Genomic DNA, 14,563 nt, shown 5'->3' on the forward strand with positions numbered 1-14,563 from the left:
CTACCGATGGCGTGGATGGCCAGTGAACCTGACTCGATAACCCCGAGGGTAGCATTGGCGAGGGAAAGAACACGCTTGGCATGCATGTCCTGTCCAAATATATCGTCGATGTGGTTGAGGATTAGTTCGTGGTTAAACATGGGGATAGTCTGTTGGGTATTAGCTGGTCAAGGATGGCGATCATACCTCAGAAGCCGCGCCACGCCTCGCTCATATGAGGGGATGGTTAAGCATCCGCTCACATTTACGGCAATTCCCGCTGATTAATATGACACCGCTCGGCAATGACCGGGTACTCGGATATCGAGACTAACTACAGCGGGAATTATAAAAAAATGGATATGAAAAAGACCAAAGTGGCGCTGGTAACAGCCTCACTGCTCGCGCTTTTGTCAGGCTGTAACGACAACAGTTCTTCTGCTCCTGCCCCTCAGGATGAGCCCGTCGCTCGTCTTCCCAACGTCCAGCCCCCGGCCGAACTGCTGACGGCCGGCCCCGACGAAGCGGTCATCGCCCTGGTGGATACCCAGACCAGCGCGGCGCGCGGTGTCACCGGCCCGTTCGCCAGCCACAGCCTGCACCTGTGGAACAACGACGCCTGCAACTCGACCTCGGAGGGCGGCCTCAACACCGGTTGGGATGACAAGAGCAAGACGCCGTCCGCGGCGGACAGTTTTGGTCCGGCCTGGGTCGTGCCGCTCTCCAAGATGGAAGGCTGCATCAACTTCATCGCCCGCAACGGCGATCTCGCTAACCTGACCGGCAGCGACATGAAGGTGGTCTTCAGTGATCACCCGGATCGCACCGTGGCCATCGTCGCCGGCAAGAACGAGATCTTCGGCAGCCGGGCGGAAGCCTTCACCGCCGCCTTCGGCGTGGCGGGGGCCAGTGCCCATCTCATCGACGACAACACCCTGATTTGGCAAGGGGGCAAGGACAAGCCCTATGTGCGCCTCTACTACACAGAGTCAGGCACCATCACCGCAAACAGCGAGGGTGTATTCGATTTCCCCTACCTCAAGCTGACCCCGACCAGCCTGACCGAAGAGCAGCAGGCCAAATACCCGCACCTCAAGGATGCCGCCGCCTTCGCCCTGCCTGCGGGGAAAGATCTCAAGCCCCTGCTCAAGGGTGAGCTGGTCGCCATCGGGACCGATGCGGACGGCATCCTGCAGGGGGCGACCCTGGTGCAGAGTGCCGGTGCCCTCGATGCCCTTTACAGCGAAGCGGCCACCAAGCTGGCCTACGGCGCCGTGGTGGAGGGGGGCAATGTCACCTTCCGGCTCTGGGCGCCGACTGCCAAGTCGGTCAAGCTGGCGCTGTTCGACGAGCAGCACAAGTCGCTTGGCGAGCGCGCCATGACCCTGGACGAGGCCAGCGGCAGCTGGAGCGTGCAGGGGGGCAGCGATCTTGTCGGCAAATACTACCGCTACGATATCCAGGTCTATCACCCGGTCAGCCGCAAGCTGGAATCCTATCAGGTGACCGACCCCTACTCCCTGAGCCTGGCGATGAACTCTGAGTTCAGCCAGGTGGTGGATCTCGACGATCCGGCCCTCAAGCCGGAAGGCTGGGACGGCCTCAAGGCGCCCCACAGCCAGAAGAACCCCGCCGACATCACCATCTATGAGGCCCACGTCCGGGATCTGACCGGCAACGACGAGTCGACGCCGGTGGATCACCGCGGCAAGTTCCTCGGGCTGACCGACAGCGACAGCGTGCCCGTCACCCACCTGAAATCCCTGGCCAAGAGCGGCGTCAGCCACCTGCACCTGCTGCCGGTGTTCGACATCGCCACCGTCAACGAGGATCCGGCCAAGGTGGCCAACATCGGTGATGACTTCAGCAAGCTGTGCGAGGTCAATCCCGAGGTCAAGAACTCCAGGTTTGCCAGCCACTGTGGTGGCGGCGAGACCATCGAAGCCGTGCTCGGTGATCTGCAAGCCAGCGACAGCAAGGAAAACCCCGTGGTGCAGGAGCTGTACGGCTACCTGCGCGGGGTGGACTCCTTCAACTGGGGCTATGACCCCTACCACTACACCACCCCGGAAGGCTCCTACGCCACCAATGCGGAGGGGACGACCCGGATCAAGGAGTTCCGCGAGATGGTGCAGGCCATCAAGCAGAACATCGGCATGAACGTGGTGATGGACGTGGTCTACAACCACACCAACGAAGCGGGTCTCGGTTCCAAATCCGTGCTCGACAAGATTGTGCCCTGGTACTACCAGCGCCTCAATCCGGAGACCGGTTCGGTGGAAAACTCCACCTGCTGCTCCAACACGGCGCCGGAACACGCCATGTTCGCCAAGCTGATGGATGACTCTTTGGTCACCTGGGCACGGGACTACAAGATCGATGCCTTCCGCTTCGACCTCATGGGCCATCACCCGAAAGATCAGATGGTGCAGGCCCTGGCCGAGGTGAAGAAGGTCAATCCGGACATGTACTTCTACGGCGAGGGGTGGAACTTCGGCGAGGTGCAGGATGACAAGCGCTTCGTGCAGGCGACCCAGAAGCACCTGGCCGGTACCGGCATCGGATCCTTCTCCGACCGGCTGCGTGATGCGGTGCGCGGCGGCAGCCCGTTCGACGGCGGCGAAGCCATTCGCAAGACCCAGGGCTTTGGCAACGGCGCCCTGGTGGATGCCAACGAGCTGGACGGCGTCGATCTCGCCACTGCCCTGCATCAGTCCGATCTGGTGCGCCTCGGCATGGCGGGCAATCTCAAGGAGTTCGTGCTGACCGACAAGGACGGCATTCCGAAGAAAGGCTCCGACATCGACTACAACGGTCAACCGGCGGGCTATGCCCAGGATCCGACCGAAATCCAGAACTATGTCGACAAGCACGACAACCAGACCCTGTTCGACAACCTGGTGTACAAGGCACCCGCCGGGGCCGACCTGGTGCGGATGCAGGGGGTCTCTCTGGCGACCGCCATGCTGGGTCAGGGCATTCCCTTCACCCACGCGGGTGTCGAGCTGCTGCGTTCCAAGTCCATGGAGCGGGACAGCTACGACTCCGGTGACTGGTACAACCGGGTCGACTACGGCTTAAGTGACAATAATTTTGACAAAGGGCTGCCGCGCAAGGACAAGGACGAGGCCAACTACGAGCTGATCGAGCAGGTGCTCGGCCAGCACGCCAAGCCGGGTTCGGCCGAGATGCATCAGATGGTGAACTTCTACCAGGAGCTCTCCGAACTGCGTCAATCCTCTCGTCTGCTGCGTCTTGGCAGCGGCGCCGAGGTGATCAAGCGGGTCGACTTCCGCAACACCGGCCCTGAGCAGATCCCGGGTCTCATCGTGATGAGCGTGGATGACGGGGTGGGCGCCGGTGCGGATCTGGATCCGGCCATCGACGGCCTGGTGGTGATGATCAACGCCACCAATCAGCCCCAGAGTATCGGCGATTTCCGTGACGGCAAGGATCAGCCCATCGATCTGACCGGCATGGTCCTGAGCGGTGCCCACCGTGACTCCGACAGCATCGCCAGCGGTGCGGCCAATGACAGCGGTCAGCTGACCCTTGGCGCCTGGTCGGCGGCGGTGTTCGTCAAGCCGCAGAGCGGTGCCCAGGGCGCGGGGCTGCCGGTGAGCAAGAAGACGGATCTGAGCACCTTGCCTCCCTTCGGTGACACCGAGGTGTTCGTGCGCGGTTTCCTGAATCAGTGGGATCCGGTCAACAAGATGAACTTCAGTGGCAATTTCACCTATGAGTTCACCACCGAGGTGACGGCGGATCAGCTGGGGTCGACCCAGGTGAAGATCGCTGGCAACGAGTGGAGCGGCCCCGTCAATTACGGCAAGTGCAGCGATACCGACCAGCTTGCGACCGGCCAGGTCAATACGCTCTGTGCCAATGGCGGGGATCTGCCGTTCAACGTGGAGAAGGCTGGCACCTACAAGTTTGTCTTCACCGCCATGAACAAGGACAAGCCCACCCTGAGTGTCAGCTACACCGAACCGGCGCAGAGCTGCAAGGTGCTGGATACCGTCGCGGGCAATCCGCTCGGCTTCCCGCTCTATGTGCGCGGCAGTCTGAGCGACTGGAACGCCCAGCCGGCCTACCAGCTGAGCTACAAGGGGATGGAAGGTAACCTCGCCATCTATCAGGCCGCCTTCAACTACGCGGGCAGCTTTGACTTCAAGTTTGCCAACGACGATGGCAACTGGAGCAAGCAGTTCTTCGTGAAGGATGCCGGTGGCACCCTGATCGCACTGGAGCCCGAGCAGGTTTACCCGCTCCAGCACGGCGACGGTGGCATGGGCAACAACAGCATCACGCTGGAACAGGGTCTGTGGAGCTTCCTGGTGAAGGTTGACCCGACCCAGACTTCCGGCGAGGTGGGCAGCGTCATCATCCAGGAGTGCAGCGCCAAGTAAGTCTTTCCCATCGAGCCCGGGGCTGGCTCGGCAGCCCCGGGTTGAATTCCGCCTCGCCAAGGGCGGGATAACACCGAGAGAGTAAGCAAAGCGCGACTGCCGACCGGCAGCCGCGCTTTTTCTTTGCTCGTGGGCGAGGCAATAAAAAAGCCGCCCCGTTGGAGCGGCTGTTGGTTGTTCAGTTTACGGCCGGCCTAGCGTTTTCGCAGCAGGCGCAGGGCGTTGGCGGTGACCAGGGCGGTGGCGCCGGTGTCGGCCAGCACCGCAATCCACAGGCCGGTGATGCCGAGCAGGCTGGTGACCAGGAAGATGGCCTTGAGCCCCAGCGCCAGCGCGATGTTCTGGTGGATGTTGGCCAGTGCCGCGCGGGAGAGCCGGATCATGGCGGCGACCCCGCCGAGCTGGTTGTGGGTCAGCGCCGCATCGGCGGTCTCCAGCGCCACGTCGGTGCCGCCTCCCATGGCGATGCCGATGCTGGCCCGCTTCATGGCCGGTGCATCGTTGATGCCGTCGCCGATCATCGCGACCTTCTGGCTGAGGCCGAGCTTGGCGATTTCATCGACCTTGCCCTCCGGCAGCAGGCCGGCGCGCCAGCCCATGCCGAGCTCGCCGGCGATCGCCTCGGCGGCGCGGGGGTTGTCGCCGGTCAGCATGATGCTCTGCAGGCCGAGCTGGTTGAGCTCCTGCAGCGCCGCAGCCGCCTCGGGGCGGATCTGGTCGCGCAGGGCCAGCAGGGCGGCCGGGGCGGCGTTGGGCTGACCGAGCACCACCACTGTCTTGCCTTGCTGCTCCAGGGTGGCGACCCGGGCCAGCATCGCCGCATCCAGGGTGGCGACCCGGCTCGGTGCCAGCAGCTGCCAGAGGACTCCGTCGATGCGACCCTCTACCCCCATGCCGGGCAGGGCGCGCAGCTCCTGGGCCGCGGCGAGGCTGAGGCCCCGTTCGCTGGCCGCCGTCACCACGGCGCGGGCCAGCGGGTGGTGGGAGCCCTGCTCGATGGCCGCCGCCAGCGCCAGCAGGTCGGCCTCTGGCTGGCCATTGAGGCTCACCAGTTCGGTCAGCTGCGGCTTGCCCAGGGTCAGGGTGCCGGTCTTGTCAAAGGCCACGGTATCGATGTGGGCGAGGCGCTCCAGCGCGGCGCCCCCCTTGATGAGGGCACCCTGCCGGGTGGCTGCCGCCAGTGCCGAGGTGACCGCCGCCGGGGTGGAGATGACCAGGGCGCAGGGGCAACCGATCAGCAGCAGCGCCAGCCCGCGATAGACCCACTCGTCCCAGATCTGGCCGAAGGCGAGCGGCGGTACCAGCACCACCAGCAGGGCGACCAGCATCATGGCCGGGGTATACCAGCGACTGAAGCGATCGATGAAACGCTCGATGGGGGCGCGCTGGGTCTCGGCCTCCTCGATGAGGTGCAGGATGCGGTCGATGGCGTTGTTGCCGGGCTCTGATACCACCTCAAGGCGCAGCACCCGATCCGCCGCCAGACTGCCGGCGGGGACCTTGTCACCCCGGCGGCGCTCCACCGGGATGGATTCGCCGGTCAGGGCGCTCTCGTCAAAGGCGCCGAGGGGGTCGAGCAGGCGGGCATCGGCGGCCAGGCGGGCACCCGGGGCGATTTCGATGATGTCACCGGGGCGCAGCTGGTCGGCAGCGACTTCTTCCCGTACCTCGCCCTCGGCAGTGGTGCGGATGCGCAGCGCCTTGTCGGGCACCAGCGCCATCAGGGCGGTGACCCCGGCGCGGGCGCGGCCGGCGGCGTAGGCCTCCAGATGTTCCCCCAGCATGAACAGCAGCAGCACCATGGCCGCTTCGGCGGTTTCACCGAGGAACAGGGCCCCCACGGCGGCGACCGTCATCAGGGTCTCGATGGCGAAGGGGGAGCCGCTCTTGGTCAGCGCCCACGCCTTGCGGGAGATGGGCCACAGCCCCCAGAGGGTGGCCAGGGTAAAGAGCGGCTGACCGAGCTGGTTCGGCAGCAGGGCCGCCATCCCCATCAATCCGGCGAGCGACAGGGGCTGCCAATACTTGGTGAGCAGGTTGTTGACCCTCTGCATCTGCGGGCTGCGGCCTGGTTCGCTGCGAGCCGTGTTCTGAGCTCCCCCTTTGAGCTGGAAGCCGGCGGCCAGCACGGCGGCGGTGACGGGATCGGGGGAGAGGCCGGGGGCCAGATCCACCACCAGCTTCTCGGTGGCAAACAGCACCCGAGCCTGTTGTACGCCCTCCACCCGGCTGACGGCGGTCTCTATCTTGCGTGCACAGCTGGGACAATCCATGCCCAGCACCTGCCAGCTATGGCGGCGGCTGTTCTGCTCGGGGGTAGCCAGCGGCGGCTCGGTCGCGGCGGCCGTGTGGGCGTGCCCCTGCTCATGATGATCGTGATCGTGGTCGTGGGCTGTGTCGGTGGTGCAAGCGCCTCTGGGGGGCTCTTCATCTCCCGGGCCGTCTGCGCCACTTTGCCCCTGATGATCGTGGCGGGTCGGGTTGGCGACACCACTGGCCTGTGTCGCGTTGTCGCAGCAGTGGCTGGTGTGGCTGTGCCCGGCCTGTGGGGTGGCGGCCTTGCTGACGGCCTTGATGGGGGCAGCGGCGTGTTGATGGCTGCAGCAGGATTTGCTCATGATGCGTTCCTCTTGAGGGATCCCGCCCCTGCGGGATCCTGGATGACTGAGCCGAGTGTAAACCTTGGTGTAAAGTCCAAGGTCAAGTCCTCTTCTTCTCTTTGTCCGGGGCCATGACAGTGGCCGCTGATCTGCCTCTGGAGCAGGAGGGATGCAAAGGGATGCCAAATCCCTTTCATTAGCGCAATGCTGTTCACTTAAGAGAATTTGAGTTCCAGTCCACGTAGTATCAGGGCTAAAAAATGAGGGAGGCATGATGCCTCCCTCTTTCTATTGCAAGCCACGCTGGATAAAGGCTGAAGGAACATCGACTGGAAACAGCCTTGCTCCCCCAACTCAAGTCGCATTTATGAATAATTAGTCAAAAATGTGCTTATCTGAACAGCATTGCTTTCATTAGCGGGTGTTTGTCATCCCGTGGCGGGCCTATACTGGGGACCCTGGATCCCACATCAATCATCAAGGACCTAACATGAGCAATACCGTCACCCTGCAAGGCAACCCCGTCTCCGTCTCCGGCCACTTCCCCGTTGCCGGTGAGCAGGCCAAGCCCTTCTCCCTGGTTGCTGGCGATCTGTCCGATGCGACCCTGGCGACCTTCGCCGGCAAGCGCAAGATCCTGAACATCTTCCCGAGCGTCGACACCCCGACCTGCGCCACTTCCGTGCGCAAGTTCAACGAGCAGGCAAGCGCCCTGAACAACACCGTCGTGCTGTGCATCTCTGCCGACCTGCCGTTCGCCCAGGCCCGTTTCTGCGGCGCCGAGGGTCTGGACAAGGTGGTGAACCTCTCCACCCTGCGTGGTGTCTCCTTCCTGCAGGACTACGGCGTGGCCTTCTCCTCCGGCCCGCTGGTGGGTCTGGCTGCCCGTGCCATCGTGGTACTGGATGAGCACGACAAGGTGCTGCACAGCGAGCTGGTGGCCGAAGTCGCCGACGAGCCGAACTACGCCGCCGCCCTGGCCGTTCTGTAAGTCGCGCCACAGGCTGATTGCCTGACGGCCTGCCCCGTTCACACGGGGCAGGCCGTTTTTATTGCGCTCCCGAACCTTTTACTTATGGGGTGGGTCTGGCTAGACTTCGCCTCCACATCCTCGTTCAGCCTGTATCTGCGATCCCCATGACGTTTGACGAACTCGCCCTTGACCCCGCCCTGTTGCCCCTGCTGCCCGCCGCGCTGGAAAAACCGACCCCCATTCAGCAGCTAGCCATTCCTGCAGCCTTGTCAGGACGGGATCTGCTTGCCCTGGCCAGGACCGGCAGTGGCAAGACCCTGGCATTCGGCCTGCCGCTGCTGCAGAGGCTGGACGCAGCCAGTGACCGGGTACAGGGATTGGTACTGGTCCCCACCCGGGAGCTGGCAAGCCAGGTGAGCGCCGCCCTGCAGGAGATTGCCGACGGGTTGGGGGTGCGCCTTCTGACCCTGTGTGGCGGGGTGGCCCAGGAGTGGCAGGAGCGGGAACTGGCTCTTGGCCCCCAACTGCTGGTGGCGACCCCCGGACGGTTACGGGACTTGCTGGCCCAGCAGACGCTGGGACTGGGTGCCCTGCGCATGCTGGTGCTGGATGAGGCGGATCGCCTGCTGGAGATGGGGTTCTGGCCCGATATCCAGTGGCTGATGAAGGCAATGCCGGAGGCGCGGCAGCAGATGCTCTTCTCCGCCACCTTGCCGGTCGAGCTGGAGAGCCTGGCCTCGGGCCTGCTGCAGGATCCGGTGCGCATCGAGGCCGAGCCGCTCAACAGCCTGGTGAGCGACATCGAGGAGCGGCTCTATCTGGTCAACAGGAGCAGCAAGGTGCCTGCGCTGATCGCCCTGCTGGAGGCCGGAGAGTGGCCCCAGGTGCTGGTCTTCATCAGTGCCAGGGACGACGCGGACGGGGTGGCCAAGAAACTCGCCAGGGCTGGCATGACGGTGGCAGCCCTGCACGGAAACAAGGATCAGGCCGTGCGGGAGCAGGCGCTGGCGGATTTCAAGGAGGGCAGGGTGCGGGTGCTGGTGGCCACGGACCTGATGGCGCGCGGTATCCACGTGGAGGCATTGCCCGTGGTGATCAATCTGGATCTGCCGGACCATGCGCCCGTCTACGTGCATCGTATCGGTCGTACCGCCCGTGCCGGACAGAGCGGTCTGGCCATCTCCCTTACCTGTCACGGGGATGGGGAGGCGCTCGAGGGGATCCGGGCCCTGACCGGTCGGCCCCTGCCCCTGGCGGCGCTGGCAGGTTTTCCGGTGACCGACAAACCCGCCAGCGGGGAGAGCAAACGGGCGCCAAGAGACAAGCAGGCGAACCGTCGCACCCAGGGCAAGCGCAGCATCAAGCAGTTCAAGGGCAAATCCTGAGACGGACTTCTTGCCCCCGGCGGGAGCCTGTCGTCGTGAAGGAGAGGAGAGATCGGCAGCGCGCCCGGGGGCGCGCCAAACTACACGGCAAGGGGGTCAGTCGTGGAACTGGTTGATCAGGCGGGAGAGGTTTTGCAGCCGCTCCACCAGCAGGGTGATGCCATCAAGGGCCTGACGGCTGTTGTCCGCGGTGTGGCTCGCCAGTTGGTGGATCTGGTGGATCCCCTGATCCAGGGTGCTGGTGACATCCGCCTGCTGGCTCACCGCCTGGGCTATCTCGTCGCTGGTGTGGGTCACCCGGGCCAGCATCCGGTTGATCTGGTCGAGCACCTCGGCGGTGGCCCCCATGTGCTGCTGGCAGAGCACTGATGTCTGGGCCCCCTGCTCCATGCCATCGGACAGTTGCCGGGTGCTCTGTTGCAGCGCCCCTATCATGTCGCTTATCTCGCCGGTGGAGCTGCGGGTTTTCTGGGCCAGGGCCCGTATCTCGTCGGCCACCACCGCAAAGCCGCGCCCCTGTTCACCGGCCCGTGCCGCCTCGATGGCCGCATTGAGGGAGAGCAGGTTGGTCTGATCCGCAATCTGCCCGATCACCTCCAGAATGCCGTTGATCTTCTGGCTGTCCTGGGTCAGGCGCGCCAGCACGCCCTGGCTGGCGTCCAGCTCCTGATGAAGCCTGTCGACCGAATCCCGGGTTGTGGCCAGCGCCTGCTGGCCACTGGCGGACACCTGCTGGACCTCGCCCACCAGCGCATTGGCCTGGTGGGCATTGTCAGCCACATCGCGGATGGACTGGCTCATCTGGGTGATGGCCGCCGCCAGTTGCTCGCTCTGGGCCCGCTGCTGTTGCAGGTGAGTGTCTATGGTCTGGATATGCCCCCTGTCATCCTCCGCCGCCTGCAGGATCTGCTGGTTGGTGTCCGCGCTGCGACCCGCCACGGCGCGCAGCTCCGCCTTCTTCATGCGCAGCAGCAGTTCAAGGGCGGCCAGGCTGTCCTGACGCCTGGCATAGAGTACCTGGCAAAGGGCGCTGCCCTGCTCCTCGCCCGCCGTGGCCAGCAGCCTGGCCAGCCGCCGTTGCAGATGCCAGCCATGCCCCATCTGGGCCAGCAAGCAGAGCAGGGTGATGACTCCCCACCCCGGCTGGCCGGTGACCAGACTGGCCCCCATGCCGAGCAGGGCGGTGCCAGAGAGCAGCAGACACAGCTGCCCCGGCTCCAGGGTCAGCCGGGTCAGCCAGGGCAGTGCCTTGCCGTCACGGATCCGGGCATAGAGCTGCTCTGCCCAGGCGATGTCGTGATCCTGGGGACGGGTGCGGACAGACTGGTATTCGATGATCTGCTGCTGATCGTTGAGGATCGGCGTGACGTAGGCGTTGACCCAGTAGAACTGACCACTCTTGGCGCGGTTCTTTACCAGCCCCATCCAGCTCTTGCCTTGTTGCAGGCGGCGCCACATGTCGGCGAACGCGGCCTTGGGCATGTCGGGGTGGCGGACCAGATTGTGGGGCTCCCCTTCCATTTCGGTCGCGCTGTAGCCCGCCACATCGCAAAAGTGCTGGTTGGCATAAGTGATGTGACTGGCGGGATCCGTGGTCGAGATCAGTGAGATGTGATCGGGGAAACGGATCTCCCCTTCGTGCCGGGTTGTGGTCATGTGCGCATCCTGAATGAGCCAAGTAACTGATAAAGTTATTTTTTATTTTTGTGATTGTTACGGCGTCATTGTAGATGCGGACTGTTACACCACCTTGGCTTGGGTCAATAAATCAACACGGGAAAGGCTGAAAAAAGTCGTAGATGGCGGCTCAGCCGCGGGGAGTGAAGTCGTGGATCTCCCCCGTCCTCGGCTTGAAGCGGGGGGCATTGTCTTCTGCGCTGGCGACCCAGGCCATGGCCTGGCAGAAACTCTCCTGCTTGGCGAAGGCATCCCGGGCCTGATCGATGGCTCGTTCGGCATTGCGCCGCTCCATCTTGCTGGCCTTGCGGTCGCTGAACTGCTTCTGCTGGCTCAACATCCATTCGAGGAAGGCCTGGCGGCATTCGGTTTCATCGGCGGCCTTGGCGGGAAGGGCAACAAACAGGGCAATCAGGAGCAGAGCACGCATGGCAGGATCGGATCACGGGGTTGATGAATGAAAAGAGGCGGCATTTTATGCCGGGAACTTGAACAGGAACAGTGCCAGGAGGGGTCAGATGTCCCGACCCCTCCCCGGACTCAGTGTTTGACGAGGTAGAGCTGACGGCTGTAGGCCACGTCTTCCGGGTTGTTGATGGGATACCCCTTGAGCCAGGGCTTGATGAGCCGGGCATTGGTGTACTGGTAGATGGGGGCGATGGGGGCCTCCTTCTGCAAGATGGCCTCGGCCTCATCAAACAGGCGGGCCCGCTCTGCGGGATCCTGACTGTTGGCCGCCTGCGCCAGCAGCTTGTCGTAAGCCGGGTTGGCGAACCGGGCCATGTTGCCGCTGTGGCCCGATCCCCAGAGCCCGAGGAAGGCGGAGGGGTCGTTGTAATCGGCGACCCAGGAAGAGCGGATCACCTCGAACTGGCCGCTTTGACGGCTGTCGAGATAGGTTTTCCACTCCTGGTTGGTGAGCTCGACCCGGGCCCCCAGCTTCTGTTTCCACAGGTTGGCGATGGCCAGCGCCATCTTCTTGTGAATTTCCGCCGTGTTGTAGAGCAGGGTCAGCTTGAGGGGATTGCTTGGGCCGTAGCCCGCTTCTTTCAGCAGGGCTCTGGCACGCTCGTCCAGCGCCTGCTGGCTGCTGGTGGAGAGCAGATTGGGCTTGGGGTCGAAGCCGGCGGTCACGTCCGGGGTGAAGTGGTAGGCCGGTTTCTCCCCGGTGCCCAGCACCTTGTCGGCAATCAGGCCCCTGTCGATGGTGTAGGAGAGCGCCTGGCGCACCCGCACATCATTGAGGGGCGGGCGCTGGGTGTTGAAGGCGTAGTAGTAGGTGCCGAGCTGTTCCGGGGTATAGACCTCCCCCGGGATCTGGGCCATCAGGCTCTGGTACTGCTCCTTGGGGAAGGATTCGGTGATGTGCAGATCCCCGGCCAGATAGCTGTGGGTGGCCGCGCTCTCCTGGTTGATGGGCACGAAGGTGACGCGGGTCAGTACCGTGTGGGCGCGATCCCAGTAGTAGGGATTGGGCGTCAGCTCCAGTTTCTCGTTCACCACCCGGTGACTCAACACGAAGGCGCCGTTGCCCACCAGCTTGCCGGGCTGGGTCCACTGGTTGCCATATTGCTCCATGCTGGCCTGGTGCAGGGGCGACAGGCTGGGGTGGGTCAGCAGGCTCAGGAAATAGGGCACCGGCTGGGAGAGGGTCACCTTCAGGGTATGGTCATCGACGGCCTCCACCCCGAGCGCATCGGGGGCCAGCCTGCCTGCCACTATGTCGTCCACCTTGTCGAAGCGAGCGAGCTGGGCGAACCAGGCGAAAGTGGCGGCTTCTCTGGGGTCAACCAGCTTGCGCCAACCATAGACGAAGTCGGCGGCGCGCACGGGGTCGCCGTTGGACCAGCGGGCATCCTGCCTCAGATGGAATGTGAACTGCCGGTTGTCCTTGTTCTCCCAGCTCGCGGCCACCCCGGGCAGCACCTTGCCGTCCGGCCCCTGGGTCAGCAGCCCCTCGTAAAGGTCTCTGAGGACCTGCAGCTCCGGCAGTCCCACCAGCTTGAGAGGGCTCAGGCTCGCCGGTTCATCCTTGAGATGACGGACGACGGCCTGTTCGGCGGCGAGTGGGGTACCGGGCGGCACATCGGCGGCCTGGACGCAGGCACAGCCCAGCAGGACCAGCAGGGGGCTCCATCCTTTCATGGTGAATCCTTCAAAATGTGTGAAGCGGGGAGAAAACTCGGCGAGAATGCATCGCCGGCAGATGGGAAATCATGATATCCCCTTTGCTGGTCAGACCGCCAGCATGAGTCCCATGATATCCGATGCGGCTGTCAACGAGGGGGCGCCGTGAGCGCCAGGAAAAGGAGAGAGTGATGAGAGCATGGATCTTGTTGGCCTGCGTGCTGAGCCAGGGCGCCTGGGCGTTGTCCCCGTGCGAGAAGAGCAGCTCGGTGGGAAGCTGGTGCGAAGTGAACATAGAGGCGCTGCACCCCACCCAGGGCGGCGTCGGTCAGTTGCAGGTGGATACCACAGCCCGGGAGCTGGCGGACAAGAGCGAGAAGCAGCTCGACAAGCTGATGAAAAAGAAAGAGATCCCCATCGTCATCGCGCCGGATGGGGGTTACTGGCTGGTGGACAGGCACCACCTGACCAAGGCGCTGTGGCAGCAGGGGGTGAAGCAGGTCAGGGTCAAGGTGATTGCACGGTTGCAGGACAGGGCCAATTTCTGGAGCCAGATGCAGAACAACCACTGGGCCTGGCTCAAGGATGAACGGGGTCAACCCCTGACTCCCGAGCAGTTGCCCGGCCATATCGGTGAATTGCCGGATTACCCCTACCGCACCCTGGCGGGGCTGTTGCAGGATGCGGGCTACTTCAGCAAGAAGGATCAGGTCTACTTCGTCGAGTTTGCCTGGGCCAGCTGGCTCGGCCAGCAGATGGCCTGGCAGCCGATCGATGAGGTCAACCTTGCAGATCGCCTCGCCGAAGCCAAACGGCTGGCGTGCAGCAGCAAGGCGTCGGATCTGCCTGGTTACCCCGGCAAGCAGTGTCGCGTCAATCAGCCCAGAACAGCGGGTTGAGGGATCCTGCACAAAGGGTCTGGTTGATATTTGTTCTCGATTGGCCATGATACAAACTCCACTCGTGTCGGCAAAGGAGAGGAACATGGAACATCAGAACTGGCAACGCTACATGCTGGAGGCGGAGAACGCCCTTGGCATGGGGGCTCTGGGCACGGCGATCTGCCTCTATCAGCAGGCCCTGGGGGAAGTGTATGAGCTGGCCTCCGGGGATCTGGACGAACTGGCCAGCATGCGGGTCGCCACCTGTCACCGCATGGCCGATTTCTGGCGTGCCATGGAAGAGCCCGCCTATGAACTGCGCTACCTCAAGCTCGCCTCCGAGCTGGTCACCGCCCTGGTGCCCCAGTGCCCCAACCGGGCGTGCGAATCCCTCATCAGTGAGCTGGGCTGCTGCCGCGCCGCCCTGCTCTCCTTCTTGAAGCGCCACCCCAATCCGGAGATTGCCCGGCTTATCCAGGTGCAGGACAGGGTTCAGGGCTGCGAGCTGATAGGCCGGTTCCGTCTCAACTGA

General features: G+C 63.7%; 9 protein-coding genes and 1 pseudogene. 5 read left to right on the forward strand and 5 right to left on the reverse strand.

The window, feature by feature from the left end; all coding sequences use genetic code 11:
• A pseudogene (locus tag OKB81_RS01715) lies at positions 1-140 on the reverse strand (IS4-like element ISAs18 family transposase); the annotation flags it as partial.
• A 195-nt stretch (positions 141-335) separates the two neighbouring features.
• Here OKB81_RS01715 and pulA point away from each other — a divergent pair.
• The gene (gene pulA, locus OKB81_RS01720; RefSeq protein WP_160836612.1) at positions 336-4,388 is read left to right on the forward strand and encodes a pullulanase-type alpha-1,6-glucosidase; all 4,053 of its coding nucleotides are present in this window, start codon (positions 336-338) and stop codon (positions 4,386-4,388) included.
• 194 nt (positions 4,389-4,582) lie between these two features.
• On the opposite strand, the gene OKB81_RS01725 is transcribed toward pulA, so the two are convergent.
• Complete coding sequence (locus OKB81_RS01725; protein ID WP_160836610.1) at positions 4,583-7,006, reverse strand: zinc/cadmium/mercury/lead-transporting ATPase; 2,424 nt, start codon at positions 7,004-7,006, stop codon at positions 4,583-4,585.
• 472 nt (positions 7,007-7,478) lie between these two features.
• Here OKB81_RS01725 and tpx point away from each other — a divergent pair, with 472 nt between their 5' ends.
• Both tpx and OKB81_RS01735 read left to right on the forward strand, forming a co-directional pair.
• Positions 7,479-7,979, forward strand: a complete 501-nt coding sequence (gene tpx / locus OKB81_RS01730; RefSeq protein WP_010672853.1) for a thiol peroxidase — start codon at positions 7,479-7,481, stop codon at positions 7,977-7,979.
• 146 nt (positions 7,980-8,125) lie between these two features.
• Positions 8,126-9,346, forward strand: coding sequence for a DEAD/DEAH box helicase (locus OKB81_RS01735; RefSeq protein ID WP_160836608.1), 1,221 nt, complete (start codon positions 8,126-8,128; stop codon positions 9,344-9,346).
• A 96-nt stretch (positions 9,347-9,442) separates the two neighbouring features.
• Here the strand turns inward: OKB81_RS01735 and OKB81_RS01740 are convergent, their stop codons facing one another.
• The 3 genes from OKB81_RS01740 to OKB81_RS01750 all read right to left on the reverse strand — a co-directional run bounded on the left by OKB81_RS01740 (position 9,443) and on the right by OKB81_RS01750 (position 13,168).
• A complete protein-coding gene (locus OKB81_RS01740) occupies positions 9,443-11,002 on the reverse strand; it encodes a methyl-accepting chemotaxis protein (protein WP_160836606.1) in 1,560 nt (519 codons plus the stop codon).
• Between the two features lie 151 nt (positions 11,003-11,153).
• Positions 11,154-11,453, reverse strand: a complete 300-nt coding sequence (locus OKB81_RS01745) for a hypothetical protein (RefSeq protein WP_160836604.1) — start codon at positions 11,451-11,453, stop codon at positions 11,154-11,156.
• Between the two features lie 110 nt (positions 11,454-11,563).
• Positions 11,564-13,168: a peptide ABC transporter substrate-binding protein gene (locus OKB81_RS01750; RefSeq protein WP_270805113.1), complete on the reverse strand. Its 1,605-nt coding sequence runs from the start codon at positions 13,166-13,168 to the stop codon at positions 11,564-11,566.
• A 173-nt stretch (positions 13,169-13,341) separates the two neighbouring features.
• On the opposite strand from OKB81_RS01750, the gene OKB81_RS01755 reads away from it, so the two are divergent.
• Both OKB81_RS01755 and OKB81_RS01760 read left to right on the forward strand, forming a co-directional pair.
• Positions 13,342-14,049: a ParB-like protein gene (locus tag OKB81_RS01755; protein ID WP_041214520.1), complete on the forward strand. Its 708-nt coding sequence runs from the start codon at positions 13,342-13,344 to the stop codon at positions 14,047-14,049.
• 85 nt (positions 14,050-14,134) lie between these two features.
• The gene (locus tag OKB81_RS01760) at positions 14,135-14,563 is read left to right on the forward strand and encodes a DUF2753 family protein (RefSeq protein ID WP_039039476.1); all 429 of its coding nucleotides are present in this window, start codon (positions 14,135-14,137) and stop codon (positions 14,561-14,563) included.

This window comes from Aeromonas sp. QDB56 (assembly GCF_027705505.1).
Lineage (GTDB): Bacteria > Pseudomonadota > Gammaproteobacteria > Enterobacterales > Aeromonadaceae > Aeromonas > Aeromonas caviae.

Coding starts and splice junctions, on each gene's coding strand:
- pulA (WP_160836612.1), top strand. CDS start 336: ATGGATATGAAAAAGACCAAAGTGGCGCTGGTAACAGCCTCACTGCTC.
- OKB81_RS01740 (WP_160836606.1), bottom strand. CDS start 11,002: ATGACCACAACCCGGCACGAAGGGGAGATCCGTTTCCCCGATCACATC.
- OKB81_RS01750 (WP_270805113.1), bottom strand. CDS start 13,168: ATGAAAGGATGGAGCCCCCTGCTGGTCCTGCTGGGCTGTGCCTGCGTC.
- OKB81_RS01735 (WP_160836608.1), top strand. CDS start 8,126: ATGACGTTTGACGAACTCGCCCTTGACCCCGCCCTGTTGCCCCTGCTG.
- OKB81_RS01760 (WP_039039476.1), top strand. CDS start 14,135: ATGGAACATCAGAACTGGCAACGCTACATGCTGGAGGCGGAGAACGCC.
- OKB81_RS01725 (WP_160836610.1), bottom strand. CDS start 7,006: ATGAGCAAATCCTGCTGCAGCCATCAACACGCCGCTGCCCCCATCAAG.
- OKB81_RS01745 (WP_160836604.1), bottom strand. CDS start 11,453: ATGCGTGCTCTGCTCCTGATTGCCCTGTTTGTTGCCCTTCCCGCCAAG.
- tpx (WP_010672853.1), top strand. CDS start 7,479: ATGAGCAATACCGTCACCCTGCAAGGCAACCCCGTCTCCGTCTCCGGC.
- OKB81_RS01755 (WP_041214520.1), top strand. CDS start 13,342: ATGAGAGCATGGATCTTGTTGGCCTGCGTGCTGAGCCAGGGCGCCTGG.